22 protein-coding genes are annotated in these 26152 nt (G+C 72.9%); 10 read left to right on the plus strand and 12 right to left on the minus strand.

The genetic code is table 11. From position 1 onward, the window contains the following. Window positions 1-139: 139 nt before the first annotated feature. From ACIOD2_RS48345 to ACIOD2_RS48365, 5 genes are all read left to right on the plus strand, one after another. Entirely contained in the window at window positions 140-2941 is a 2802-nt protein-coding gene (locus ACIOD2_RS48345) for a glycoside hydrolase family 2 TIM barrel-domain containing protein (RefSeq protein WP_400552728.1), read from the plus strand. Between the two features lie 142 nt (window positions 2942-3083). Next, window positions 3084-3569: a GNAT family N-acetyltransferase gene (locus ACIOD2_RS48350; protein ID WP_400552730.1), complete on the plus strand. Its 486-nt coding sequence runs from the start codon at window positions 3084-3086 to the stop codon at window positions 3567-3569. Continuing rightward, window positions 3566-4489 carry an amino acid ABC transporter permease gene (locus ACIOD2_RS48355; RefSeq protein ID WP_400552732.1) on the plus strand — a complete coding sequence of 308 codons (924 nt, stop codon included), beginning with the start codon at window positions 3566-3568 and terminating at the stop codon, window positions 4487-4489. The genes ACIOD2_RS48350 and ACIOD2_RS48355 overlap by 4 nt, the downstream gene beginning before the upstream one ends. Next, a complete protein-coding gene (locus ACIOD2_RS48360) occupies window positions 4486-5250 on the plus strand; it encodes an amino acid ABC transporter ATP-binding protein (protein ID WP_323326575.1) in 765 nt (254 codons plus the stop codon). Before ACIOD2_RS48355 ends, ACIOD2_RS48360 begins: the two co-directional genes overlap by 4 nt. A gap of 19 nt (window positions 5251-5269) precedes the next feature. Continuing rightward, window positions 5270-6205 carry an ABC transporter substrate-binding protein gene (locus ACIOD2_RS48365; protein ID WP_400552733.1) on the plus strand — a complete coding sequence of 312 codons (936 nt, stop codon included), beginning with the start codon at window positions 5270-5272 and terminating at the stop codon, window positions 6203-6205. Window positions 6206-6211: 6 nt separating this feature from the next. Here the strand turns inward: ACIOD2_RS48365 and ACIOD2_RS48370 are convergent, their stop codons facing one another. Next, on the minus strand, window positions 6212-6652 hold the full coding sequence (locus ACIOD2_RS48370; protein ID WP_400552734.1) for a hypothetical protein: 441 nt from the start codon (window positions 6650-6652) through the stop codon (window positions 6212-6214). Between the two features lie 79 nt (window positions 6653-6731). On the opposite strand from ACIOD2_RS48370, the gene ACIOD2_RS48375 reads away from it, so the two are divergent. Continuing rightward, window positions 6732-7493, plus strand: a complete 762-nt coding sequence (locus ACIOD2_RS48375; RefSeq protein ID WP_400552736.1) for a maleylpyruvate isomerase family mycothiol-dependent enzyme — start codon at window positions 6732-6734, stop codon at window positions 7491-7493. An 11-nt stretch (window positions 7494-7504) separates the two neighbouring features. Here ACIOD2_RS48375 and ACIOD2_RS48380 read toward each other — a convergent pair whose 3' ends face one another. Beyond that, window positions 7505-8083: a TetR/AcrR family transcriptional regulator gene (locus tag ACIOD2_RS48380; RefSeq protein WP_400552738.1), complete on the minus strand. Its 579-nt coding sequence runs from the start codon at window positions 8081-8083 to the stop codon at window positions 7505-7507. Between the two features lie 87 nt (window positions 8084-8170). Here ACIOD2_RS48380 and ACIOD2_RS48385 point away from each other — a divergent pair, with 87 nt between their 5' ends. Continuing rightward, window positions 8171-9052 (plus strand): SDR family oxidoreductase, encoded by an 882-nt coding sequence (locus ACIOD2_RS48385; RefSeq protein ID WP_400552739.1) that lies wholly within the window; start codon window positions 8171-8173, stop codon window positions 9050-9052. Between the two features lie 28 nt (window positions 9053-9080). On the opposite strand, the gene ACIOD2_RS48390 is transcribed toward ACIOD2_RS48385, so the two are convergent. Further along, entirely contained in the window at window positions 9081-9698 is a 618-nt protein-coding gene (locus ACIOD2_RS48390; RefSeq protein WP_400552741.1) for a TetR family transcriptional regulator, read from the minus strand. Between the two features lie 102 nt (window positions 9699-9800). Here ACIOD2_RS48390 and ACIOD2_RS48395 point away from each other — a divergent pair, with 102 nt between their 5' ends. Further along, entirely contained in the window at window positions 9801-10889 is a 1089-nt protein-coding gene (locus tag ACIOD2_RS48395) for an FAD-dependent oxidoreductase (protein WP_400552743.1), read from the plus strand. Window positions 10890-11390: 501 nt separating this feature from the next. Next, window positions 11391-11996 (plus strand): DUF3159 domain-containing protein, encoded by a 606-nt coding sequence (locus ACIOD2_RS48400; protein WP_400552745.1) that lies wholly within the window; start codon window positions 11391-11393, stop codon window positions 11994-11996. On the opposite strand, the gene ACIOD2_RS48405 is transcribed toward ACIOD2_RS48400, so the two are convergent. The 4 genes from ACIOD2_RS48405 to ACIOD2_RS48420 form a co-directional block, all read right to left on the minus strand. Next, on the minus strand, window positions 11985-12488 hold the full coding sequence (locus ACIOD2_RS48405) for a roadblock/LC7 domain-containing protein (protein ID WP_400552747.1): 504 nt from the start codon (window positions 12486-12488) through the stop codon (window positions 11985-11987). The genes ACIOD2_RS48400 and ACIOD2_RS48405 overlap by 12 nt on opposite strands. Next, window positions 12485-12853 carry a hypothetical protein gene (locus tag ACIOD2_RS48410; RefSeq protein ID WP_400552749.1) on the minus strand — a complete coding sequence of 123 codons (369 nt, stop codon included), beginning with the start codon at window positions 12851-12853 and terminating at the stop codon, window positions 12485-12487. The genes ACIOD2_RS48405 and ACIOD2_RS48410 overlap by 4 nt, the downstream gene beginning before the upstream one ends. A gap of 260 nt (window positions 12854-13113) precedes the next feature. Further along, window positions 13114-16200 (minus strand): ATP-binding protein, encoded by a 3087-nt coding sequence (locus ACIOD2_RS48415; protein ID WP_400552751.1) that lies wholly within the window; start codon window positions 16198-16200, stop codon window positions 13114-13116. Window positions 16201-16470: 270 nt separating this feature from the next. Continuing rightward, complete coding sequence (locus ACIOD2_RS48420; protein WP_400552752.1) at window positions 16471-17580, minus strand: FAD-dependent oxidoreductase; 1110 nt, start codon at window positions 17578-17580, stop codon at window positions 16471-16473. A 70-nt stretch (window positions 17581-17650) separates the two neighbouring features. On the opposite strand from ACIOD2_RS48420, the gene ACIOD2_RS48425 reads away from it, so the two are divergent. Continuing rightward, the gene (locus tag ACIOD2_RS48425) at window positions 17651-18331 is read left to right on the plus strand and encodes a TetR/AcrR family transcriptional regulator (protein ID WP_400552754.1); all 681 of its coding nucleotides are present in this window, start codon (window positions 17651-17653) and stop codon (window positions 18329-18331) included. Window position 18332: 1 nt separating this feature from the next. Here the strand turns inward: ACIOD2_RS48425 and ACIOD2_RS48430 are convergent, their stop codons facing one another. From ACIOD2_RS48430 to ACIOD2_RS48450, 5 genes are all read right to left on the minus strand, one after another. Further along, entirely contained in the window at window positions 18333-20618 is a 2286-nt protein-coding gene (locus ACIOD2_RS48430; protein WP_400552755.1) for a lantibiotic dehydratase, read from the minus strand. Then, on the minus strand, window positions 20615-20851 hold the full coding sequence (locus ACIOD2_RS48435) for an acyl carrier protein (RefSeq protein WP_400552757.1): 237 nt from the start codon (window positions 20849-20851) through the stop codon (window positions 20615-20617). The genes ACIOD2_RS48430 and ACIOD2_RS48435 overlap by 4 nt, the downstream gene beginning before the upstream one ends. Beyond that, window positions 20848-21768 carry a threonine/serine dehydratase gene (locus ACIOD2_RS48440; protein WP_400552759.1) on the minus strand — a complete coding sequence of 307 codons (921 nt, stop codon included), beginning with the start codon at window positions 21766-21768 and terminating at the stop codon, window positions 20848-20850. Before ACIOD2_RS48440 ends, ACIOD2_RS48435 begins: the two co-directional genes overlap by 4 nt. A gap of 480 nt (window positions 21769-22248) precedes the next feature. Then, a complete protein-coding gene (locus ACIOD2_RS48445; protein ID WP_400552761.1) occupies window positions 22249-23724 on the minus strand; it encodes an amino acid adenylation domain-containing protein in 1476 nt (491 codons plus the stop codon). After that, complete coding sequence (locus ACIOD2_RS48450) at window positions 23721-26015, minus strand: lantibiotic dehydratase (protein WP_400552763.1); 2295 nt, start codon at window positions 26013-26015, stop codon at window positions 23721-23723. The genes ACIOD2_RS48445 and ACIOD2_RS48450 overlap by 4 nt, the downstream gene beginning before the upstream one ends. Window positions 26016-26152: the final 137 nt, after the last annotated feature.

A 26152-nucleotide genomic window follows, 5' to 3' on the forward strand; every position in this document is an offset into this window, starting at 1 on the left:
GGCGGGGGAGGGCCGGAGTGCCGCACCACTGTCGTGGGCCCGCGACCGGACGTCAAGACTTGTCCGCCTGCTTGTCCGGTTGGTCGGCGATTGTCGTTGTACGGTGTGTCATATATCAGATCGGACTCTGGGAGGCCTGGTGGAACTCACCCGTCGTCAGGCTCTGGCGATCAGCGCGGCCGGCGTGGCCGCCGCGGGATGGCCGACGTCCGGAGTGGCTTCGGCGGCCGCGCTCGCGGGGCCGGTGACCGAGACGATGCTGCTCACCGGCGCCGACGCCGACCACACCGTCGACTGGGACTTCCAGGTCACGGCGGGACGCCGCGCCGGCGAATGGGCCACGATCCCGACGCCGTCGAACTGGGAGTGCCACGGCTTCGGCAGCTACCACTACGGCGGTGATCTCGTCCCGGCGGAGAAGGGCAACTACCGGCACTCGTTCACGCCGCCGTCGTCCTGGGCCGGCCGCCGGGTCTTCCTGGTGTTCGAGGCCGCCATGACCGACGCCGACGTGCGAGTCAACGGCGTCTCGGCGGGACCGGTGCACCAGGGCGGCTTCTACCGCTTCCGCTACGACGTCACGGCCCTGCTGCGGCTCGGCGAGGCCAACCTGCTCGAAGCGACCGTCAGCAAGGAGTCGGCCGACAACTCGGTGAACGACGCCGAGCGCCGCGGCGACTTCTGGAACTTCGGCGGGATCTTCCGGCCGGTGTCACTGGTGGCCTACCCGGCCGCCCGGATCGACCGCGTCGCGATCGACGCCCGTGCCGACGGCACCTTCGCCGCCCAGGTCGCGCTCGCCGGGGTGACCGCGGCGGCCCGGCTGACCGCGCAGCTGCGCCGGCTCGACGGCACGGCCGTCGGCAGCGCCTTCTCGGTCGCCGTCGCGAGCGGCGCCACCGGTGCGACCCTGACGACCACCGCGGACCGGCCACCCCTGTGGACGGCCGAAACGCCGAACCTCCACCAGGTCGAGCTGACGCTCGCGAGCGCCGCCGGGACCCCGCTGCACGGCACGGTCGAGCGCTTCGGCTTCCGCACGATCGAGGTGCGGGCCGGTGACGGCGTCTACGTCAACGGGAAGCGGATCGTCCTCAAAGGAGCGAACCGGCACACCTTCTGGCCGACGTCCGGCCGAGCATCCAGTCCGCGCCTCGCCCGCCTCGACATCGGGCTGATGAAGGACATGAACATGAACGCCGTCCGGATGTCGCACTACCCGCCGGACGCGTACTTCCTCGACCTCTGCGACGAGCTCGGGCTCTACGTCCTGGACGAGCTGACCGGCTGGCAGCACGACTACGACGAGGGTGTCGGCGCCCCGCTGGTCAAGGCCCTGGTCGAGCGCGACGTCAACCACCCGTCGATCCTGTTCTGGGACAACGGAAACGAAGGCGGCTGGAACACCGCGCTGGACGACGACTTCGCGCAGTACGACCCGCAGCGGCGGGCGGTGCTGCACCCGTGGACGACCTTCAGCGGCGTCGACACCAGCCACTACCAGACCTACAGCAGCACCGCGACCAAGGCCGCCGGCACCACGATCTTCATGCCGACCGAGTTCCTCCACGGTCTTTACGACGGCGGCGCCGGGGCCGGCCTGAACGACTACTGGAAGCTCATGGGCGGCGCCCAGCGCTCGGCGGGCGGGTTCATCTGGGCGCTCGTCGACGAAAGCGTCGCGCGGGACGACCGCGGTGGCGCCCTCGACACCAACGGCAGCCGCGCCCCCGACGGGATCCTCGGCCCGTACCGGGAGAAGGAAGGCAGCTTCTTCACGATCAAGGACATCTGGTCGCCGGTCCAGCTGGCCAGCCCGGCCTACTACGACTCGGTGTTCCCGGCGTCGTTCGACAAGACCGTGAAACTGGTCAACCGGTACGACTTCACGAACCTCCGCGAGTGCCGGTTCGCCTGGCAGCTGCTGGCTTTCCCCGCGCCCGGCGCGGGCCCCGGCCACCAGGTCCTGTCCCAGGGCGAGGCGGCCGCGCCGGACGTCGCACCGGGCGCCACCGGCGCGGTGACACTCGGCCTGCCCGCCGACTGGACCGGCGCCGACGCGCTGCGGCTGAGCGTGACCGACCGGACCGGCCGGGACGTCGCCGGCTGGACGTGGCGCGTCCGCAAGGCGCCGGACTTCGCCGCGCGCCTGGTCAAGCCGGCGACCACGGGCAGCGTCACCGCGGCCGAGACCGCCACCGACGTCATGCTCGTCGCCGGCGCCACCCGGGTCACCGTCGGCAAGTCCACCGGACGCCTGACCGGCGTACGCCGTGGCAGCACGCCGGTGTCGCTGGTCAACGGTCCCGCCCCGGCGGGCGGGACGGCCACGCTCACCGGGTTCAGCCACTTCCGCGACGGCACCGGCTGGGTCGTGCAGTGCGACTACAGCGGCGATCTGACGTCCGTGCGCTGGCGCCTGGACGCCAACGGCTGGCTGCGGCTGGAGTACCGCTACCGCGCCACCGGCGACCACGACCACCTCGGCGTGAACTTCGACTACCCCGAGGGGAACGTGCGGGGCCTCACCTGGCTCGGGGACGGGCCGTACCGCGTCTACAAGAACCGGCTGCGCGGGGTGTCCCCGGACGTCTGGACCAAGCCGTACAACAACACCGCCACCGGCGCGAGCGGGTTCGCCTACCCGGAGTTCAAGGGTTACCACGCGCGGACCTGCTGGGCGGTGCTGGACACCACCGAAGGCGCGGTCACGGTGGTCGCCGCGGACGAAGGCCTGTTCCTGCGCCTGTTCACCCCGGCGGTGGGACCCGACCCGCAGAACGCCGTGGTCACCTACCCGGCCGGCGGTATCTCGCTGCTGGACGGCATCGCGCCGATCGGCAACAAGTTCCACGGCGTCGCGTCGCTGGGCCCGGAGAGCCGGCCGAACGCCGCCACCGGCGACTACCACCGCACGGTGCACTTCCGCTTCGACGCGTAGCGCGGGATCGTCCAGGATCTGGAACCCGGGGACCACACGTTGACCGGGCGCGGCCCGGCTTCCTAAAGTCGACGACGTCAGCGGAAGGCGCCCCGGGAACGCGGGAGCCTTTCTTTCCCGTTCTTTCGGAACAGGTACCGTCATGCCCGAATCCGTCTGGGTCGCCCAGTCAGATCCGCGGGTCCGGCCGTTGCTCGCGGACCTGGCCCGTGAATACTCGGCGCGTTATCAGCGTGTCCTCAACGACGTCCACTTCGAACTCCGGGAGTACCCGGCGGATCGCTTTTCCCCGCCCGAAGGCGGATTGCTGCTGCTGGTGGCGGGCGCGCACGCCGTCGCGGGCGGCGCGTTCCAGCGCTACGACGAGGAAACCGCCGAGCTCAAGCGGATTTGGACCGACCGCGCGCACCGCGGTCACGGGCTCGGCCGCCGTGTCGTCGCCGAGCTGGAAGCCGAAGCCGCGCACCGCGGTTACACCCGGATCCACCTGACCACCGGCCCGAAACAGCCCGAAGCCCGCGGGCTCTACCTGGCCGCGGGTTACACGCCGCACTTCGACGTCGACGCCGTCCCGGCCACGCGATTGCGCTTCTCGAAAGCGCTTCCCGCCGCGGTGAGCGCGCGGTGACCAGCGACGTCGGGACCCGGCCCGCGCCACTCGCGGCACCGGAGGAGTCACTCAGGATCGTGCCCGCGCGGCACCCGCTGACCTGGCTGGCCGCCGCCGTCGTCGCGGTACTGGTCGCGATGGCGGGCCACGCCTTGGTGACCAACAAGGCCTTCGACTGGCCGACCTTCGCGAAGTACCTGTTCCAGAAATCGATCCTCGACGCCGTCCTGCTCACCCTGGAACTGACCGCGTTCGGCGTGGTCGCCGGATTCCTGATCGGCACCGTCGTGGCGGTCATGCGCATTTCCCGGAATCCGCTGCTGCGCGCGGTCGGCTGGACCTACACGTGGATCTTCCGGTCGGTCCCGCTCATTCTGCAGCTCCTTTTCTGGTACAACCTCGCGATCCTCTACAACGAGATCTCCTTCGGCGTGCCGTTCGGGCCGTCGTTCTTCTCGGTCGGCACGATGAGCCTCATCCCGCCGTTCCTCGCGGCCGGGCTCGGGCTCGCGCTGCACCAGGGGGCCTACGCCGCGGAGATCGTGCGAGCCGGGTTCCTGTCGGTCGACGCGGGCCAGCGTGAGGCGGCCGCCGCGCTGGGCATCCCGGCCGGGCGGCAGTTCCGCCGGATCGTGCTGCCGCAGGCGATGCGCACCATCGTGCCGACCGCGGCCAACGAGATCATCGGCATGGTCAAGGGCACGTCGGTGGTGTACGTGATGGCCCTGCCGGAGCTGTTCTACCAGGTCCAGGTGATCTACACGCGCAGCGGCCGGGTGATCCCGCTGCTGCTCGTCGCGACCGCGTGGTACCTCGCGCTGACCACCGTGCTGTCGATCGGGCAGTTCTACGTCGAGCGCCACTTCGCCCGCGGTGCGCTGCGCACGCTGCCGCCGACGCCGGTGCAGCGGCTGCGCGCCGCCTGGAGGCGCGCATGACCGGCTACATGGTGGACGTCCGCGGCGTGCACAAGAGTTTCGGCGCGCTCACCGTGCTCGACGGCGTGGACCTGCAGGTGCGCGCCGGCGAGGTGACTGTGCTGCTCGGGCCGTCCGGCTCGGGGAAGTCGACGCTGCTGCGGCTGATCAACCACCTCGAACGCGCCGACCGCGGGTTCATCAGCGTCGGCGGCGAGCTGATGGGCTACCGCCGGGCGGGCGACCGGCTGCACGAGCTCAAGGAACGCGAGATCCTCAAGCAGCGCACCCGGATCGGGTTCGTCTTCCAGAACTTCAACCTGTTCGGCCACCTGACCGCGCTGGAGAACGTCGTCGAGGCACCCGTCTCGGCGCAGCGCCGCCCGCGCGCCGAAGCCGAGGCCCGGGCCCGGGACCTGCTCGACCGGGTGGGCCTGGCCGACAAGGCGGGGGAGTACCCGCGGCGGCTGTCGGGCGGCCAGCAGCAGCGGGTCGCGATCGCGCGGGCCCTGGCCCTCGAACCGGACGTGCTGCTCTTCGACGAGCCGACGTCGGCACTCGACCCCGAACTCGTCGGCGAGGTCCTCGCCGTGATCCGCGACCTCGCCCGGGGCGGCACGACGATGGTCGTCGTCACCCACGAACTGGGCTTCGCCCGGGAGGTCGCCGACACCGTGGTGTTCCTCGACGGCGGCCGCGTCGTCGAGCAGGGCCCGCCCTCGGCCGTCCTCGACCACCCCCAGCACGCCCGGACGCGGGCCTTCGTCGACAAAGTCCTTTAAAGGTCCTTTGAGGAGAACCATGAGACTGCGCGCCATCCTGCTCGCTTCGGTGCTCGCGCTCACCGCGTGCGGCAGCCCCGAAGCGGCGACCGAGGCCCCGGCCAAGGCGGGCGGGGTGAACATCACCGCCCAGCAGAACCGCGTCCGGGCCGACAAGGTCGACACGATCGCCGCGCTGGTCCCCGCCGCGATCCGGGCCCGGGGAACCCTGGTCGTGGGCACCACCGGCAACGGCACCCCGCCGCTGTCGTTCCGCGCGGACGACGACAAGACGATCATCGGCGTCGAGCCCGACATCGCCTCGCTCGTGGCCGACGTTCTCGGCCTGAAGCTCGACCTGCAGGCGACGTCGTGGGAGAACCTGTTCCTGTCCATCGAGAACGGCCAGTACGACACCGGGTTCTCGAACATCACCGTGACCGAGGAGCGCAAGGACAAGTACGACTTCGCCAGCTACCGCAAGGACACGCTGGCCTTCGAGGTGCGGGCCGACAAGAACCTCACCGTGCGGGAGGCGAAGGACATCGCCGGGCTCACCGTCGGCGTGGGCGCCGGGACCAACCAGGAGCAGATCCTGCTGCGCTGGGACGAGCAGAACAAGGCGGCGGGCCTCGCCCCGGTGAAGTTCCAGTACTACAACAACACTTCCGACTACTACCTCGCGCTGCAGTCGGGCCGCATCGACGTCTACGTCGGCCCGAACCCGACGTCGGCCTACCACGTGGCGGTCGAGGGCGCGACGAAGATCGTCGGCAGCATCTCCGGCGGCGGCCAGATCCCGGCGGACATCGCGGCGATGACCAAGAAGGGCAACGGCCTGGTGGCCGCCCTGCAGCAGGCGCTGCAGACGATCATCACCGGCGGCAAGTACGCCGAGGTGCTCAAGCGCTGGAACCTGGCCTCGGAGGCGCTCCCGGCGTCGCAGGTCAACCCGCAGGGGCTGCCCCGCAAGTGAGCCCGGTCAGCGGCGGCCGGTGGCCAGGATGACGAGGAACTGGCCGCCGCCCGGCTCGACGTTCGCGGTCACCGGCATGCCCGGCACCAGCCGGGAGAACCGGTCCACCAGCCAGTCCGCCGCTTCCTGGGCGTCCTGTTTGGTCGGGCAGCGGGCCACCATCTCGCGGCCGCCCTTGCGTTCCAGGCGTCCGGCCACGGTGATCAGCGGCGCGGGTTCGGCCACGTGGAGGCGGTCCGGCCAGGCGATGACCACCTTGACCGCGCCCTTGCGGGTGTTGCAGCCGCGGTGCGCGAGCCGCTCGGCGATCTTGGCCTTGCGGTCGGCGGTCCGGCTGTCGACGCTGGGCCCGCGCGAGTCGTTCACCGACATGCCGGGGTCGACCGGTTCGTCGCACACCCAGCAGCGCCAGCCGTCGCGCTCGGCGACGTCATCGAGGAGGCTCATCCGGGCAACCTAGCCTGCCCGGACGCGGCGCCGGAACACCGGCGCCCCTCCGGGAGTTGAGCGGGGCATGAGTCAACTCGTGGACCGTACGATCACCGCCCTGCGCGCCGAGCACGACACGCTCGCCGCCCTCGTCAGCACCCTCACCGACGACCAGCTGGCCGCGACCAGCGGCGCCTCGGAGTGGACCGTCGCCCAGGCCCTGTCCCACCTCGGCAGCGGCGCGGAAATCGGCTACGCGCCCATCGCCAAGGCCGCGGGGGAGGACGTGACGCCCGAAGACAACCCGACGATCTGGGCCCGCTGGGACGGGTCGGCGCCGCGCGCGCAGGCCGAGGGCTTCCTGGAGCACAACGCCCGCTGGCTCGCCCTGGTCGAGGCGTTCACGCCCGAGCAGCGCTCGTCGCTGACCGTCGACCTCGGCTTCCTGCCGGAGCCGGTCCCGCTGCTGACCGCTTTGGGCATGCGGCTCAGCGAGGTGGCCAACCACTCGTGGGACGTGCGGGTGGCCTTCGACTCCGACGCCGGAGTGGACGCCGGCTCGGCCGACGTGCTGGTCGAGCACATGTCCGGCCCCCTCGGCTTCATGCTGGGCTTCCTCGCGAAGCCGGCCGAGCTTGCGGACCCGGCGTCGGTCGCGGTCCCCGGCGGCGCGCTGGTGATCGACGACGCGGTGACCGTGGTGGATCACCTCGAGTCGCCGTCCGCGACGTTCAACGGGCCGGCCGAGGCGTTCATCCGGCTGGTCAGCGGCCGGCTCAAGGCGCCCTACGACCAGGGCGTCACGGTCGAGGGCAAGGTCTCGCTCGACGACCTGCGCCGGGTGTTCCCCGGCTTCTAACCCAGCGCCTTCTAACCCAGTGACGCGCTGGCCGCCCGCAGGTCGTCCAGGGCCGCCAGCGTGTACGGCGCGAGGTCGCCCGCGGCGTCACGGTCGGCCTCGGACCACTCGGCGTAACCCCGCTTGAACGCCAGGACGCCCAGCTCGCCCGCGAGCTGGGCGACCGGGCCGGGTACCCCGCGGGCGGCGAGGGCGGTCGTCATGGCGGCCGCGAGCCCGATGCTCTTGAGGGCGTCACGCTCCTGGAGCTCGGTGCTGGCGGCGATGGCCGCCTTCAGGCGCGGCCCGAGCTGGTGGTTCACCGGGCCCATGGTGTTCGACGCGCGTTCGAGGCCGGCCGCGACCGCCTCGAGCGGGCTGGCCTCCGGCGGCGCCTCGGCGATCCCCTCGGCGAGCAGGCGGCTCAGCGTTTCCTGGCCGGCCACCAGCAGGTCGCGCTTGTCAGGGAAGTAGCGGAAGAACGTGCTGCGCGTGACGCCGGCGTGCTCGGCGATCTGCGCGACCGTGGTGGCGTCGTACCCCTGCTCGGTGAAGAGTTCGACGGCGGCCACGACGAGCCGTTCACGCGCCCCGGGTTCCCATCGTGCCATGGGACGATCATAGGTGATGGGACTAGTGTCTCATCACTCTGGTAGCGTGATGAGACACTAGTCCCATCACGTTCCAGGGAGTGTTCCATGGATGTTTTCGTCACCGGTGGCACCGGGCTGGTCGGCTCCGCCGTCGTCGCGGAGCTGCTCGGCCACGGCCACACCGCGGTGGTCCTCGCCCGCTCCGACGCCTCCGCGGCCGCCGCGGAGAAGGCCGGCGCCAAGACGCTGCGAGGAGGTCTCGCCGACCTGGACACCCTCCGCGCCGGCGCCGCCGGGGCCGGCGGGGTGATCCACCTGGCGTTCAGCAACGACTTCAGCAGCGCCGAGGCGGTCGCGCGGGCCGTCGCCGAGGAAAGCGCCGCCATCGCGGCACTGGGGGAGGAGCTCGTCGGCAGCGAACGTCCCTTCGTCACGGTCTCGGGGACGCCGTGGGTGCCGGGCCGCACGTCCACCGAAGCCGACCCGTTCGCGACCGAGGGCCCGGTCGGCGGCCGCGGCCGCGCCGTCATGGCCGCACTGGACCTGGCCTCGCGCGGGGTCCGGAGCACGGCCGTGCGCCTGCCGCGCACCGTCCACAACGAGGGTGACGGCGGCTTCGCGGGCCTGCTGACCCGGATCGCGCGCCAGTCCGGCGTGTCCGGCTACCCGGGCGACGGCGCCCAGCGCTGGCCGGCCGTGCACGCCCTCGACGCGGCCGTCCTGTTCCGGCTGGCCCTGGAGCAGGCCCCGGCGGGGACCGCCTGGCACGCGGTGGCCGACGAGGGTGACGCGGTGCGGGACATCGCGGCGGTCATCGGCCGCCGGCTGGGCCTGCCGGTCGAGCCGGTGGCCGAGGAGGCCTTCGGCCCGCTGGGCGCGATCTTCGCGATGGACCAGCCGTCGTCCAGCGCCCACACCCGGGAAGCGCTCGGCTGGGAGCCGAAGCACCCGAGCCTGCTCGAGGACCTGGAGAACATCCGGCCCTGACCCGGACCGAGGACCACGGCCACCGCGCTCACGGACGCGGTGGCCGTGCCGTCTCGCCGGTCAGGCAGTGCTGCACGAGCGGGCCGAACGTGGCGACCAGCTCGTCGACCGACGCCGAGGCGATCGGCTCGAGGTGCACGATGTACCGGGCCACCGCGAGCCCCAGGATCTGGACGTTGACCATGCCGGCCCGGACCGCGGCGTCCGGGGTGCCGAGCAGGGCCGCGAGCCGGCCGGTGAGCTCCCGGTCGATGAACTCGCGCAGCAGCGCTTCGGACTTCGGGTCGGTGGGGGCCGACCGGGTCAGCATCACCAGTGGCGTGCGGTCGGACTTGTCGAGGTTCTCCACGAGGGTCCGGACGACGCGCTCGCCGATCGTCGCGACGTCGCCGTCGAAGATCGAGTCGATCGCCGGCGGGACGTCGGCGGACAGGTCGATCACGGCGCCGAACAGCTTCTGCTTGGTGCCGAAGAAGTAGAAGACCATCGCCGGGTCGACCTCGGCCGCGGTGGCGATCATGCGCACGGTGGTGCCGTTGTAACCGTGCTGGTCGAACAGCTCGCGGGCGACCCGCAGGATCCGCTGCCTGCTCTCCGCGCCGGACCGCCAGCGTCCGGGACGGCCGGTGTTGTCGAGTTCTGCCATGGCCGCCGAAGCCTAACACCGCTTTCTTCATCGGCTGGTGGAGTTTTGCCCGCGTTCGCCGTAGGCTGTTCTTCATCGAGCGATGAAGAATGGGGTGAGGGGATGCGGGTCGTGGTGATCGGCGCCGGCCTGGGCGGGTTGACACTCGCGCACGGGTTGCGCCGGGAGGGGATCGACGTCGCGGTGTACGAGCGGGACGCCTCGGCAGGGCGTCCGCAGGGCATCAGCCTGCACGTCGACGAACGGGGAGCGGAAGCACTGCGGGCGTGCCTGCCGCTATCGCACGTCGCGATGGTGGAGGCGACGACGGGCGGGCCGCGCGAGCGGACGCTGGAACTGTCCGAAGTGGACGGGGAGCTCGCCGTCACGGGCACTCGGGTCTCCGGCGCCCGGCCCGGCCGTCAGGTCCACCGGCCGCTGCTGAAGGCGGTGCTGCTCACGGACCTGGACGACGTGGTCCGCTTCGGCGCGGAGTTCACCCGGTTCGAGCACCGCGCCGACGGCACGGTCCGGGTGTGGTTCGCCGACGGCCGCACGGACACCGCGGACGTCCTGGTCGGCGCGGACGGCATCGGCTCGGCGGTGCGCCGCGAGTACCTGCCCGGCGTGCGGGTGGCGGACTCGGGACGCCGGATGCTCATGGGCGCGACCCCGCTGCGCGCCGTGCTCGGCACCGGCCTGCCCGGCCTGGTCGGCGACGACCCCGCCGCCGCGCAGGTGCGCGGCACGACGATGGTGGTGGGCGTGCTGCGGTTCACGGAGTCGCCCGTGTCCGCGCGGAGCCGGTGGCTGCCCGCGCTGCGGCACAGCGCGGTCGACAGGCTCGAGGACTACGTGATGTGGGCGCTGCCGGTGACTGGGGAGCAGCCCGACCCGCACCGCGCGGAGCTACCCGAGGCCCTGCGGCTGCTCGTCACCGAGGCGTGGCCGGACGTCACGGTCACGCTGCGCATCGGGCGGATCCCGCCACCACCGCCCTGGCCTGCGGGTCCGGTGACGCTCATCGGCGACGCCATCCACCTGGCCCCGGGTTTCGGCGGCAACCTGGCGATGCGGGACGCGCACCGGCTGTCCGAGGCACTGGCCTCGGTGCACCGTGGCCGGGCCGGGTTGCTGGAGGCGATCGGTGGTTACGAGGACACCATGCGCCGCACCAGTTTCGTGCCTGTCCCGGTGGCGGTGAGTCGATGAGCCGGCTGCGCCCTGGCGGGGCTGTTCGAGGTGATCGGCGGCTACGAGGAGGCCATGCGCCGCACCAGTTTCGTGCCCATCGCGGTGGCGGTGAGTCGATGAGCCTGCAGCGCCCTGGCGGGACTGTTCGAGGTGATCGGCAGCTACAAGGAGACCATGCGCCGCGACAGTTTCGCGCCCGACGCGGCGACGGTGAGCCGATGAGTCGGCAGCGCCCTGGCCGGGCTGTTCGACGCGACCGGTGGTTACGAGGAGGCCATGCGCCGCGGCAGTTTCGTGCCCATCGCGGTGGCGGTGAGCCGATGAGTCTGCAGCGCCCTGGCCGGGTTGCTCGACACGATCGGATCTGCGAGGACACCATGCGCCGCACCGGTTTCACGCTCGACGTGGCGAAGGTGAGCCGATGAGCCCGCACCGCCGCGGCCGGGGCGGGCTGATCAGCGCCTGCGAGAACACCATGCACTGCACCAGTCTCACGTCCGACACAGCGAAGGTGAGCCGATGAGCCTGCAGCTGCTGACCGGTAAGTCGCTGTCGTTGTTCAGTGCGCTGGGCGGGTGGCGCACCGTCGCCGAAGGGGTCGCGTCGCGGGTGGTGTTCCTGGTCGCGTACCTGGTGAGCGGGCAGGTGCTCACGTCCGGGCTGATCGCGGTCGGCGGCGTGCTCGTGTTCGCCGTGGTGCGGTTGTGCACCGACCGGAAGGTGTGGCAGCCGGCGATCGGGCTGCTCGTGGTCGGGGCGTCCGCGCTGCTGGCCGGGAGCACCGGCCGCGCGGCCGACTTCTACCTCACCGTCGTCCTGGTGCAGGCGGGCGGTGTCGCGGTGTTCCTGCTGTCCCTGCTCGTGCGGTGGCCGGTCGTCGGCGTAGTGCTGGGTGGAAGCCCTTCCTGGCGGCGAGACCGTCCGCGGCGGCGCCGCTACTACTGGTGCACGGCGATCTTCCTGGGCAAGTTCGCCGTCGCCACGGCGGTACTCGTGCCGCTGTACCTGACCGAAGCGGTGATCCCGCTCGGTGTCGCCGCCACGCTGCTGGGCGGCGCCCCCGCGGCCGGCCTCTGCCTCTACCTCTGCTGGCGGATCCTGCGCGAGGACCCGTCACTCCCGTGACGCACGGCGCGAAGCTTCCGGCGCGAGATCGGTGTGCCGGAGCAGCGTCAGCGCCTGCTTGGCGGCCAGGGTGAACAGCCCCATGGTGATGTCCGGCTGGCCGAACACGACGAGCAGGAGCGTCGTTTCGACGGGGAAGACGCAGACGTAACCGGAACTGCCTTCGAACATCGCGCTGCGTGCTTCGCCGATCCGGGCCTGTGCGGTGAACTGCGCGGCGAGCCCGGCGGCCGCCGCCGACATGGCGGCGACGCTGTCGGAATCGACGCTGTCGGTGTCGTTGGCCAGCACCAGGCCGTCGTGGGTGGCCATCAGCAGCCCGGCCACCTGGTCGACCTGCTCCCGGATCTTGCGCAGGACCAGGAGCGTCCGGGCCGAGTCGGGTGGCGGGCCCGGGGCCACCGGCTCCGGTGAGCTCGCGATCGCGGACGCGGGGGTGCGGACCGGCAGCGGCGCGCGGAGGTGCTGGCTGTGGGTGTCGGTACCGCTCATACGGAGAGGCTGGTCTCGATGCGCTTGAGGCTGTGCCGCGCGAGCGCGAGGTTCGCGCGTTCGCGGTCGAGCACCAGGTAGAGGAACAGGGTGTTGTTGCCCCGGGCCGACAGCGGCCGGATCACGTGGTACTGGCGGTGGAGGGTGATGAGGATGTCCTCGATGGCGTCGTCGAGCCCGAGGGAAGCCATCACGCGCAGTTTCGCCCGGACGACCTCGGTGTTGCCGGCCGCCGCGATGTCCAGGTCGAGCCACTCGCCGCCGCCCAGGGAACCGAGGGACATCCCGCTGTCGTAGTCGACGAGCGTCGCGCCGACGGCGCCGGGAATGTTCATCGCTTCTTTCAGCGCAAGGTCGATCGTCATGGAAAAGAGCACTCCTGTCGGACGTTCACGCGCGAATACGGCAAATCGACGAGCCTGCGCCGTTGCCCCAGACAGGTGACGGTAGGTGTCCGCGGCCGATCTGAGTACGCCCGTTCGGAGCAATTTGATTGGTTCGCAGTACGTAGTTTCCGTGGCTTTTTCGCGTGACTGACGACTTGGTCCGGTAATCGTTTACCTGGAATGAGCAGAGGCCCTGGTAGCGCCTGAATCTGCAATTTGCAGTCAGCAAATGTGCGAAGTCAGCGCTGCCGCATCGCCCGGCGGAGCTCGGTGCGGGTGTCGGTGCCGAAGCGGGTGTGGGCCTCGAGCACCAGCTTCCGCACCGTGTCGAGGTTCAGCACCACCCGGTGCGCGATCTCGGCCTCCGAACGTCCCTGCGCCGCGAGCTCCGCGACGCGCCGCAAGCGTGGTGACAGGGCGTTGACGCGCGGCGGCCGCCCGGCGGTGACCCCGAGCCGGCCGAGCTGCTCGGCGAGGTCCTTGCGCAGCGCGAGGGCGCCGCAGTCGTCGGCCAGGGTGACGGCTTCGGTGAGCGTGCGGCGGGCGTCCCCGGGATGCCCGGAGCGGGCGAACTCCGCGCCGAGATCGGCGAGGGTCCGCAGGTACTGCCCCCGGTCCGGCTCGCCGCGCAGCAGCCGTGCGGATTCCTCCAGCAGCGCCGCGCGATCCGCGTCGAGCTCCGCGAGGGTCCGCAGCGCCTGCCCGCGGGTGACCGGGTCGGCGAACCGGTCGGCCAGGCGCAGCGCCTCGGACGCCACCTCGCGCGCCTCGTCCGGCGCCGCCCGGCGCAGCGCCCGGGCCAGGTCGAAGCGCCAGCCGCACACCGCGGGGTTGATCATCGGCGCCGCGTCGAGCCGGCGCCCCACCTCGCGCAGCGCGACCGCGGCGCGGCGGTGATCACCCTGCGCCAGCAGGAGCGCGCCGGTCACCGCCTTGGGCACCGGCATGATGACCGCGTCGGGACGGCGGTCGTGGTAACCGTGGTCCGCGCAGGCCGCCGCGGCCGGGCCGAGCTCCCCGCGGGCCAGCAGCGACTGGGCGAGCGTGCCGGTGGCGAACCACTCGGCGGGCGTCCCGGCGCCGCTGCGGACGGCCAGGCGCAGCGCGATGTCGGTGTCGGCGACGGCGTCGTGCAGCCGGCCGAGCCGCAACGCCGACTGCCCGCGGTTGGCGTAGGCGAACGCGAGGTGCGTGCCCCGCCAGCCGTGCTCCTCGAACTCGTCGACCGCCCGGTCGAACAGGTCGTGGGAGACGTCGGCGGCGCCGGAGTAGAGGTGCACGAACCCGGTCATGGTCGCGACCTCCATGCCCTGGTCCACGTCCGCGAACACGACACCGGCCCGGAAGACCCGCTCGACCGCGGCCAGCCCTTCGGCCCGCGGCCGGCCGCGCAGCACGAGGCTCCACGCGTGCAACACGATCAGCAGCCGCTCCACGTCGGTGCCGCCGGTCAGCGGCGGCGCGATCCGGTCGAGCACGGCCATCCGGTCGGCGCGGAGCGGGTCGTCGCCCCACCAGGCGGCCCACAGCAGCTGTTCGGCGAGCAGGCGCTGCCGCTGCCGTTCGTCGGCGCAGCGGGCGAGCGCGGCGTCGAGCAGCCGGACGCCGGCGCCGAGCTGGTCGGCGTACCCGTGGGTCTTCGCCAGCGCGACGGCCGCGTCGGTGAGCAGCAGGTCGTCGCGTGCCTGCGAGTAGGCCGCGCGCAGTTCGGGCAGCGCCGCCGCGACCTGGCCGAGGGCGAGGGCCTGGCCGTGGCGCAGCCGCACCCGCGGCAGCCGGTCGGCCGGCGGCGGTTCGTCGATCGCCCGCTCGAGGTAGCGCGCCGCGGTGGCGGCGAGACCCGACCCGAGCGCGTCCTCGGCGGCCGCGGTCATCCGGTCGGCGACCCAGGGGTCACCGGCGGCGTGGACGTCGAGCAGGTGCGCCGCGACGGCGTCGGGCGCGGCGTGCCGCTCGTGCAGCAGCCGCGCGGCGGCCAGGTGGTGATCACTGCGGCGGGACGGCTCGATGTCGTCGTAGACGGCGCTGCGGATGATCGGGTGGTGGAAGTCCGCGGTCGGCCCGGGGGCGAGGATCGCGGCACCGCACAGCCGGTCGTACTGCCGCTTCGACTCGGCCGTGGTCAGCCCGGCGAGCAGGGCGGCGTCCGGGAGCGTCTGCCCTGGGCCCAGCACGGCGACGGCGTGGGCCAGGCGCTGTGCGTCCGGGCCGAGCCCGGCGAGCCGTTCGGACAGGTACCGCACGACGTGGCGCGGGGTCAGCGTGCCGACCAGCTCCGCGTCGGCGGCGGTGGGCTTCACCCGGCTTTCCCTGGCCATGTCGAGCATCCACCGCAGGTAGAACGGGTTGCCGCCGCTGCGGTCGAGCAACGCCGCGCAGAACCGCTCGTCGGGTTCGCCGCCGGCCCGTAGGTCGCGGTGCGCCAGGGTGCGCACCGCGTTCAGCCCGAGCGGGTGCGGCCGCACGACTTCCGTCGCCCGCACCCCGATGCGCCGGAGCGTGGCCCGCTCGTGCGGCCGGTGCGCCAGCAGCAGCACGACGGGCAGCCCGGTGAGCCGGTCGGCGAGGAACTCCAGCCACTGCAACGATTCCTCGTCGAGCCAGTGCGCGTCGTCGACGGCGAGCAGCAGGCCCTCTTGGTCGCCGAGGAGGGACGTCGCGTTCACGACGAGCCAGTACAACGCCTCCGTCAGCCCGATGACCGACTCCGGGCCGCGGTGGCGGGCCTGGGGCACCCCGAGCGGCACCCGCGCGAAATCGGCCGCGCCCGCGAACAACGCCCGCCGCTCCCGCTCGGCGTGGCCGGCGACCCAGCGCCCCAGCAACGTGCGGGCCGCGCCGAACGCCATCGTCTCGTCCCGCTGGTTGCCGCGCACGGCCAGCGGCACGAACCCGCGCACCGCCGCCTCCGTGCACACCTGGGCCACGAGCTCCGACTTGCCGATCCCGGCGGGGCCCTCGATCACGACCGTCGCGCCGACCCGCGCCCCCACCGCGTCCAGCACCGCCGAGCAGCGGTCCAGATCGTCGTCGCGCTCCAGCAGCCCGCTGTCGCCGGCGGTGTGCCCCGGCAGCCGCAAGGCGTGCAGGACCCGCCGCACGTCCATCGGAGCCTGCCCGCCGGCCCGCGCCGACACGACGCACCCGGCGACCACCTTGCCGACGAACTCCGGGCGCGGCCGCCGTTTCCCGGACATCACCTCGGAGAACGTGGCCGCGGAGATCCCGCTGCGCCGCGCCAGCACCGCGTCGCTGGGCGCCCCGACCGCCCGCTGCAGGGTGCGCAACCGCCCCCGGACGCGGTCGTCGGGATCCGGGTGAGTCATCTCCGCCTCCCCGCGCCGCCCTCCGACCAGGTTATCGCGGCGCGCCGGATCGTTCGGTTCTTCGAGACGAGTGCGGGCCCGCCCGGATGGCGCCCACGCTGGTTTGTGACCAGTCACGGAGAAGGCGGAACGAACGGAAACCGAAAATGAAGATTCTCTTGACGCCGATTTCGATCGTCAAGCTGTGCGGTACCTGCCTGGCGGTGGGGCTCCTCGTCAGCTTGCTCTTCTGACGGCCGAGACCGTCTGTTGTGGACTCCGGCCTCGCCGTCAGCTGGGCTGGAAGAACGCGAGCAGCCGCCGGCCCGCGTCCGGGGACATCAGCAGTTCCTGCATTTCCGCGGACATGCGGGCGGCGGCGCCGGCGCGTTCGAACATTTCGCTTTCGTAGTCCTTGACCGCGGCGGCGAAGTCGTCCGGGTGCGCGGCCAGCGCGAGGCCGAGCAGGGCGCCGTCCAGCAACGCCATGTTGGCGCCCTCGCCCACCGGTGGCATCAGGTGCGCGGCGTCGCCGACCAGCGTGATGCCGGGGGTCGACGGCCAGGTCAGGCCGAGCGGGAGGGTGGTGATCGACCGCGGCTCTACGGTGTCGTCGCAGGCCGCGATCAGCGCGTGGAACCGCGCGTCCCAGCCGTCGAGCAGGTCGATCAGCCGCGCGCGGGCGGCGGCCGGGTCGTCGAACGGGATCCCGCTGCCGTCGAACCAGTCCTCGCCGGTGTTGTAGAAGTTGACGCCGATGCGGACGCGGCCGTCGCCGTTGCGTTGCGCCGCCAGGGAAAGGCCGTCGCCGAACACCCAGTAGTTGCCGCGCCCGACCATCGCCGCGAGGTCGGGGTGGGTGCGGTCGATGTCGGGGATGCCGAGCTCGACGACATTCTGGCCGATGTGCGCCGGGCGGGCGTCGGTCAGCAGCGCGCGGACCCGGGACTGCGCGCCGTCGGCGCCGACCAGCAGGTCGTACGGCGCCCGGCCGCCGTCGGAGAAGTGCGCCCAGCCGTCACCGGCCGAGGCGAACGCCTGCCCCCAGCGCACCGCGCCGTCGGGGATCGAGTCCAGCAGCAGGGCACGCAGATCGGCGCGGTCGACCTCGGGGCGCAGCGACGGGGCGTCGTCCGGGGTGTCCTCCTGCAGGAGCAGGGTGCCGTCCGGCTCGAGCAGGCGCATGTCCTGGCCTTCCGGACGGGCGATCTTGTGGAACTGGTCGATCAGCCCGGCCTCGCGCAGCGCCCGCTGCCCCGAATGGATGTCGAGCATGCCGCCCTGGCCACGTGCGTCCCGCGACGGTTCGCGTTCGTAGACGGCGGCTTCGATGCCGTGGACGTGCAGCACCCGGGCGAGGGCCAGGCCGCCGAGGCCCGCTCCGACGATGGCGATGGTCACGGTAGCTCTCCTTCGATACACCGTATTGACCAATACAGTGTATCGAGTGATGCGATGTATTGTCACCGTCATGTTGGTGTGGGAGAGGCCGGAGCCACCTGAACGGCCCACCCCGGCCCCGCTGAGCCGGGACGGGATCGTGCGGGCGGCGATCCGGCTGGCCGACGCGGACGGCCTGGACGCCGTGTCGCTGCGCAAGGTCGCCACCGCGCTGGACGTCGGCCCGATGCGGCTCTACGGCTACATCGACAGCAAGGAAGAGCTGCTCGACCTGATGGTCGACGCCGTCTACGCCGAGATCAGGCCGTCCGGCGACGGCTGGCGGGAGGTGCTGAGGTCGCACGCCGAAGCCACTCGCCGCGCCGTCCACCAGCACGAATGGCTCGCCGATCTGCTGGGCGGCCGGCCCCAGCTCGGGCCGAACGCGCTGGCCAACGGGGAGATCGTGCTGGCCGCGCTGGGCGGTGTCGACGTGGACGCCGTCATGCCGGTGGCCGGCGCGGTCAACGCGTACGTGACCGGCGCGGTGCGCCGCGAGATCGCCGAGCGGCGGGCCGAGCGGGCCACCGGGATGGACCAGCAGCGCTGGCAGGCCTCCCGCGGGCCCTACCTGGTGCGGACCCTCGCGACCGGCCGGTACCCGGCGCTGGAACGAGTGGTGCGCGACGCCGCCCACCACGACGCCGACGAGACCTTCCGGATCGGCCTCGACTGCCTGCTCGACGGCATCGCGGCCCGCATCGCGCAGTAACTTACGGCGCCTGGTCCACGGCCACCAGCCGCAGTTCGGCCGTGTACGCCCGGCCCTCGTCGTCGGTGAGCCAGGTCTGGTCCGGGGTGGGCAGCATCTCGGTGATCGTCAGCCGGGCCTGCGGGTCCTGGCGGGCCAGCCGGCGGACGGCTTTGGCCAGGATGTTGACGTACACCGGGCTGTCGAAGTCGACGTAGAACGGCCGCGGTTCGGTGGGGGAGACCACGAACACGAAGCGCGGCAGCTCCAGCTCTTCGCGCCACTGCCGGGCTCGGACGTAACGGCGGGCCTCGTCCTTGTCGGTGGCGAAGGCCAGGTCGGTGGCCGGGCGGCGCCAGGTCTCGCGGGCCACGACCATCCGGTCGATCGTGATCCGCGGGGCGTGGTCACCCTCGGGCAGCAGCCGGAACAGGTCCATCGCCAGCGTGGTGAGCACGTGCGCGAAAACCTCGACGAGCGGGAACCGGGCACCGTCGGGCAGGACCACTTCCAGGTCGCCGTCCCGGTCCTCGACCGCGACGTCCGCGCCCAGCACCGTCCGCGGCCGGCTGGGGTCGACGGTGTGGTCGACCAGGCCCACGTAGTAGTCCTGCTCGCGCACCAGCGACTGGCGGATCCGCGCGGACAGCCGCGCCTTGTGCTCCTTGGCCAGCAACGGGAACAGCCGCGGTTGCGGGAAGTCCCGGCCGGTCTCGGCGAGCAGCTCCCCGGGTGTGGGGTGCTGGTTGACGAACACCGAGAAGCTGATCGTGTTGGCCGCCAGGTGCAGCTCGCCGAGCACCACCTCGAAGTCGTCGCGCGCCACGGCCTCGGTGTCCCCGGCGAAGAGCAGGTCCGGGCTCAGGTAGCGGGCCGTGCCCCAGCCGGTGCGCGGCGCGGCGAAGGCGGCCTCGACCGCGGCGGCGATGTCCGCGCCGCGGCGGCGGATCCGGCTCGCGTCCGACGGCACGTCGAGGATCTCGCGCCACCGGCGCTGGAACTCGTGCTGGATCGCCTCGGCGTCGGTGACGGCGTCGCCGTGCAGGATCGGCATGCAGGCGAACCAGAGTGCGGCCAGGTCCACCGGTCCCGCCGCGCGCAGCCGCTCGAACACCGGGCGCACGCGCTCCATGACGCGTTGCCCGAGTGCCGACGTCATCCAGGTCGCGCTGGTCAGCAGCAGGTCCAGCGGGGCGACCGTGCCGAGGACGCCGGGGCCGAGGCGGGCGCGGGTGGCGCGCACGCAGTCCTGGAAGACGAGCGCGCGGCAGGGCGCCGTCTTCGCCCCTTTGGCTCGGGTGCCGGCGGTGTCGGTCAGCTCGGTGAAGTCCTGTTCCAGCGCGGACATCGCCGCCGACAGCGCGTTGGCGTCGGCGGTGTCGCCCTCGCCGACGGCCCGGATCCGCTCGCGGCCGCGTTCGAGCAGGTCGAGCCCGGCCAGGCCGCGCTCGCGCGCCGCGGGGTCGTCGATCCGGTTCAGCCAGGTGCGCAGGTAGCGCTCGGGGTGGGCGTCGGCAGGCACTTCAAGCTTCCACACGATCCACCGCCGCCGGGCCAGCTCGGCCAGTTCGGCCGTCGTGCCGTCGCCGAGTTCCCGGGCGATCTCGCGGGCCGGGCGCACGCCGTCGCAGGCCTCGAGCACCCGCCGCGTCTCCGGCGACAGCGGCTGGGGCGGGCGGCCGGGCACGACCACGGTGTCACCCGCGATCCGCACGAACGGCACCCGCCGCGGCGCCGTCCACTCCCGCAGCGCCTCGTCCGCGTCGAGGGTCTTGGCCAGGGTGTCCACGGCCCAGCTGGAGAAGTACAGGTTGGCGGCGGAGATCAGGCCGGTTCCCGGGTCGACCTCGACGCCGTGCGCGGCGGGGTCCCACGAACCCCAGCCGACCGGGCCGAAGAAGCCGATGCTGTCGTTCTTGACGCAGAACCGTTCCCAGTAGTGCGCGACCAGGCCCTCGCGGTCGCGGTGGCGGCTGGTGCGTCCGGCTTCGGGCGTCCAGGCGATGAACGGGTCGATCCCGGAGTCCAGGACCGGCCGGTTCTGCCAGGCGACGGCGGCCCGGAACGCGGGCTGGGCGGCGATGCGCTGCAGCTCGCCCGAGGTTTCCCTGGCCGTGTCGGCGAATTCGGCGGCGAAGGCGTCCCAGTCCGGTCCGGAAAGGACGGTGCCGGCGGGGAACTTGTCCGCGTCCCCGGCCAGCCCTTCGGGCGCCAGCCGCAGCACCCCGGCGGCCGGGAAACCCGGTCCGCGCAAGGCGAACTGCGACCAGAGCCGCCAGCGCTCGCCCAGCCGTACGTCGTCGCTCATGCCAGGCCTCCGACAACGGCGGCCAGCTCGGCGGGGGTGGGGTAGGCGAACACCAGCGCGACCGGGACGTCCACGTCGAGCGCGTCCTGGATCCCCGCGGCGATCTGGAAAGCGGCCAGGGAGTCGCCGCCCGCCTCGAAGAAGTCGCTTTCGGTGTCGAGGGTCGTGTCGTCGAGGGCCTCGCGGTAACCGGCCGCGATCAGTTCCGGGACGTCGAGGTGGGTGGTGGTCATGGGGTTGCCTTCCTGGTGTGGTTGTTGCCGCCGGAGACGACGACGGCGGCGCGACCGGTGAAGCCGTGGTGCAGGGCGCCGGCCAGGGCGACGCTGCCGCTGGGTTCGGCCTCGATGCCCGCGTCGTGCAGCAGGCGCATCGCGTGGGTGATCTCCTCGTCGGTGACGCCGACGAGGTCGTCGACGCGCCGGCGGATGATGGGGAACGGCACCGCGCCGGGGTGCTGGGCGCGCAGGCCGTCGGCGATGGTGTCCGGCGGCGGGATCCGCACCGGCTGGTCCGCGGCCAGCGAGCGCGCGTACCGCCGCCCGCCCATCGGCTCGACCCCGACGACCCGCACGGGCCGGGAGTGCTGCTCGGCGGCCAGGCACGCTCCGGCCAGCAGCCCACCACCGCCGGTGGGGACATAAACGACGTCGGTTTCGGGGTCGTCGTCGAGCATCTCGAGGGTGACGGTGGCCTGCCCGGCGACGACGAGTTCGTGGTCGGAGGAGGGCACGACCTGGCCACCGGTCCTCAGTGCGTACTCCCGGGCCTGACGGTCGCGCTCGGCGACCCCGCCGGCGGCGTGCCGGACCCGCGCGCCGAGCCCGCGGATGGCGGCTTCTTTGGCAGCGCTCGCACCTTCGGCCATGACGACGGTGACCTTGACGCCGAGTGCGCGGCCGAGCAGGGCCACGGCGATGCCGTGGTTGCCCGAGGACCCGGTGACGATCTCACTGGCGCCGAGACCGAGCAGGGCGTTGGCGGCTCCGCGGGCTTTGAAGGAGCCGCCTTTTTGGAGGTGCTCGGCTTTGAGCGCGATGCCGGGCAGGCCGTCGACCCGCAGGAGGGGAGTGGGCCGCACGTACCCGGCGATCCGCGCGGCGACAGCCCGCAGATCGGTGGCGGCGGCAGAGCGGAGGGCGCGGCTCATGGTCGGCCACCTTGGGTCGGCCGAGCCACAGGCTTGCAGCACCAGCGGACACCCGACTTCGCCTCGGACGCCACGGAGTGGTCGTCGAAAAACGGGAAGCTTGGGCTGACGGTGTGGTTCACGGCCGACCTCCCTGGCTCAGCCGGGCTCGCCGGGCCCTGGTCGGGTGAGCGAGGCGGCTTAAGGGCTTACCTGGCGTATCCGGGCCTCGGCGGGTCGCGGGTGCGCGGTTCTTGGCCGGTTTCCCTGGTACGGCGGCGTTTGGCCGGTCTCGGTGGGGTGGCTGGGTCCTGCGAGCCGCGGTGGGGTGGAGGGCGCCACGCGTGGCCGGGTTCTTTGGTTCAGCCGGGCCTGGCGGGGCTGTGGGTGTGAGGTTCGCGGTTGGTTTGGTGGGTGCAGCCGAGTCTGGCGGGGCTGCGCGGTTCGCGGTCGGCTCGCCCGAGCGCTGTTGGTCACGCTGGGGTCGGCGGGTTGCGGGGCTCATGGCCGACCTCCCTGGCTCAGCCTTGTCCGGTCCGCCTTGCCCGTGCGGGTGGTCGGCAGGCGGTCCACCCGCCGAAACCGCCGGGGCAGCAGGTGGTGCGGCAGCGTCTCCGCCAGGTGGCGGCGCAGCGCCGCGTCCGTGACGCCGTCCGTCGCGCCCGCTACGTGCGCCACCAAGTGGGCTCGGCCGCGGTCGTCGGTGGCGGCGGTGACCACTGCGCCGTGGACCGCGGTGTGGGTCAGCAGGCGGCCTTCGATCTCGGCCGGGTCCACTCGGTAGCCGCGGATCTTCAGCTGGCGGTCCAGCCGGCCCCGGTACTCCAGGGTGCCGTCCGGGCGGCGGCGGGCCAGGTCGCCGGTGCGGTACGCGCGGGCGCCCGGCGGGCCGGACGGGTCGGGGCGGAAGCGGTCGGCCGTCAGGCCCGGGCGGCCGCGGTAGCCGCGGGCCACGCCCGTGCCGCCGAGGTGGACCTCGCCCTCGGTGCCGTCGGGCACCGGGCGCAGGTCGGCGTCGAGCAGCCGGACCGTCACTCCCGTGCGCGGGGTGCCGACGACGTCCGCCGCGTGCTCGGGCTCCGCCGGGACGTCCAAGCGGGTCGAGGTCATCGTGGCTTCCGTGGGGCCGTAGTGGTTGAGCAGCCGGCCCTCCAGGAGGCTCCGGCCGCCCGCGGCGAGGAACGGGCGCAGCGACTCGCCGCTGGACAGCGTCAGCCGCAGCGATCGCAAGGCGCGCGCGGCCGCGTCGTTCCGGCTCAGGAACGTCAGCAGGGACGGCGTGATGCTGAGGACGGTGTTCACGTCGTACGTGGTGACCGTCTCGGCGAACCCGTCCGCGCGCAGCAGCGTGGAACGCGGGGCCAGGACCAGCTGCCCGCCCGCCAGCAGCGTGGCGAACGTGTCCCGGATCGACGCGTCGTAGCCCAGGGGCGCCAGTTGCAACGTCACCGTGTGGGCGTCGAGACTGCCGTCGCGCACCACGAAACGCAGGTAGGCGTCCAGGTTGCCGCGCTCGATCAACACCGGATTGGGGACGCCGGTCGAGCCCGACGTGTGGCTGACGTACGCCAGCGCACGAGGACCAGGATCTGCGGCCAGGGGAGCGCCACCGGAGCGCCGGTCCAGCCGGATTGCCGGGCCGGGCACCGAAACCCGAGGTTCCGCGGTGCTGATCAGGAACTGCGCACCCGCGCTGTCGAGCATCTGGGCCAGCCGCGGCGCGGGCTGGTCGAGGTCGAGGGTGAGGAACGCACCGCCCGCGCGCAGGACCGCGGCCATCGCGACCACGGCGTCCACTGTGGACTCGACGGCGATCGCGCACACCCGCTCCGGCCCGAAGCCGACGTCGGCCAGTGCAGCCGCCAGCCGGTCGACGCGGGTGGCGAATTCGCCGTACGAGAGCACGGTTTCCGGCGTGCGCAGCGCGGGCGCGTCCGGGGTGTGGCCGCGGATCTCGTCGAGGAACCAGCCGGTCATCGGGCACCGTCCACGACGATGAGGCGCAGCTCGGCCGTGTAGGTCGCGCCGGTGTCGTCGGTGAGCCAGGTGCGGTCCGGGGTGGGCAGCATCTCGGTGATCGTCAGCCGGGCTTCGGGGTCCTGTCGGGCCAGCCGCCGCACCGCCTTGGCCAGGATGTTGACGTACACCGGGCTGTCGAAGTCGACGTAGAACGGACGCGGTTCGGTGGGGGAGACGACGAACACGAACCGCGGCAGCTCCAGTTCCTCCCGCCACTGCCGGGCCCGGACGAACCGGCGGGCCTCGTCGGTGTCGGTGGCGAAGTCCAGGGTCGCGGCGGCACGGCGCCACGTCTCCCGCGCGACGATCAGCCGGTCGATGGTGATCCGCGGCGTGTGGTCGCCGTCCGGGACGAGGGCGAACCGGTCGATCACGCGGTTGGTCAGGGCGCTGCAGAACCCGTCGAGCGCGTCGAACTCGGCGCCGTCGGGCAGCACGGCGACCAGCCGGCCGTCGCGGTCCTCGATCACGGCGTCGGCGCCGAAGACGGTCCGCGGGCGGTGCGGGTCACCGGTGTAGTCGACCAGGGCGACGTGGTAGTCCTCGGGCCGGACCAGCGCGTGCTGGCCGCGCGCGGAGATCCGCGGCGGTGCGGCCTTCGGCAGCATCGGGATCAGCCGCGGCCCGGGGTAGTCGCGGGCGTTCTGCGCGTGCAGCTCGGCGGGCTCGGGGTGCTGGCGCACGAACAGCGAGTGGCCCACGGTGTTCATGGCGACGTGCAGCTCGCCCAGCACCAGCTCGAACTCGCCACGCTCGACGGCGTCCGCGTCGTCGGCCACGACGAGCAGGTCGGGGCTGGCGTAGCGGGACAACGCCCAGCCGTGCTCCGGCCGCGGGAACGCCGTCCGGACGCGGTCGGCGAGTTCGGCGCTGGTGCGGTGGACGCGGCGGGCGTCGCCGGGCAGGTCGAGCACCTCGGCCCAGCGGCGGCGCAGCTCGGCCTGGATCGCGGTGATGTCGGCGACGGACTCGCCGTACGGCGCGGGCAGGCACTCCAGCCACAGCGACCCCAGGTCGACGCGGTCCTGCCGGGTCCGCAGCCGGTCGTAGGCGCGGCGCAGGTGGGCGGCCGCCGACTCGGCGAACCGGCCGGTCATCCAGCGGGCCGCCGTCAGGCACAGGCCCAGCGGGGCCAGCTCGTCCAGCACGGCGGTGCCGACGCTGGCCGTCGCCGAACGCCGGCAGTCGGCGTAGACGAGGGCGCGGCCCGGTGCCGTGCGGGCGCTCTTGGCGCGCTGGGCGGCGACCTGCGTCAGCGACGCGAACTCGGTCTCCAGCGCGGTCATGGCCGCGGACAGCTCGTCGGCGTCCAGGCCGGCCGCGGCCACGCGGTCGCGGCCCTGTTCCAGGGTGTCCAGCATCGCAAGTGCCCGGGTCCGGGCGGGCTCGTCGCCGATGCGGTTCAAGGCCGTGCGCAGGTAGCGCTCCGGGTGGGCGTCGAGCGGCACCTCCAGGCGCCAGACGAGCCAGCGCCGGGCCACCAGCGTCTCCAGATCGGCGCTGACCTCCGCTTCCGGGGCGGGCACCGCCGCGGCGAGCGCGGCCAGGTCCCGGGTGCCGTCGCAGAGGCGCAGCAGTTCCCGTTCCCGCGCGGTGGCCTCCTGCGGCGGACGGCCGGGCACGTGGACCAGGTCGCCGGCCGCGCGCACGAACGGCACCCGGCGCGGCGGGACCCACGGGCGCACCGCGGGATCGGCGTCGACGGTCTTGGCCAGCGCGTCGATCGCCCAGCTGGCGAAGAACACTTCGGTGGCGCTGACCAGGCCTTGCCCCGGGTCGACGGCCAGCCCGCGGCGTCCGGTGTCCCAGCGGCCCCAGCCGACCGGGCCGAAGAAGCCGATGGTGTCGTTCTTGACGCAGAACCGCTGCCAGTAGTGCGCGACCAGCTCCTCGCGTTCCCGCCGTTTGCTGGTGCGGCCTTCGGTGCCCGGGTCCCAGCCCAGGAACAGGCCGACGCCGCGGCCCAGGACCGCCGGGTTCTGCCAGGCGACGGCCGTGCGGAACGCCGGGCGGCTCGCGAACCCCTGCAGGGCCCGGGTCGACTCGGCCACGGCGGTGTCGAACTGGCCGGTGAACTCGGTCCACGCGGCACCGGTGAGGGCCGTTCCGGCACGGAACTTGTCGGCCGCCTCGGCCAGCCCGGCCGGGGCCATCGCGAGCACCCCGGCGGCGGGGAAACCCGGGCCGCGCAGGGCGAACTGGGGCCACAACCGCCATTCGCCGCCGGGCAGCAGCAGGTCTTCCGCCATCACGAACCTCCTCGGATCGACCATCCTCACCACCGTGCCGCCCGCCCGGGTCCCGCTCCAGGGAAGCAGCGGCAGCACCGGATCGCGGGTCCCGTTGCAGGTTTGTCCCTGGTCCGCCCGGGGCGCGGCGGGCAGCG

Source organism: Amycolatopsis sp. NPDC088138, assembly GCF_044741685.1.
GTDB lineage: Bacteria > Actinomycetota > Actinomycetes > Mycobacteriales > Pseudonocardiaceae > Amycolatopsis.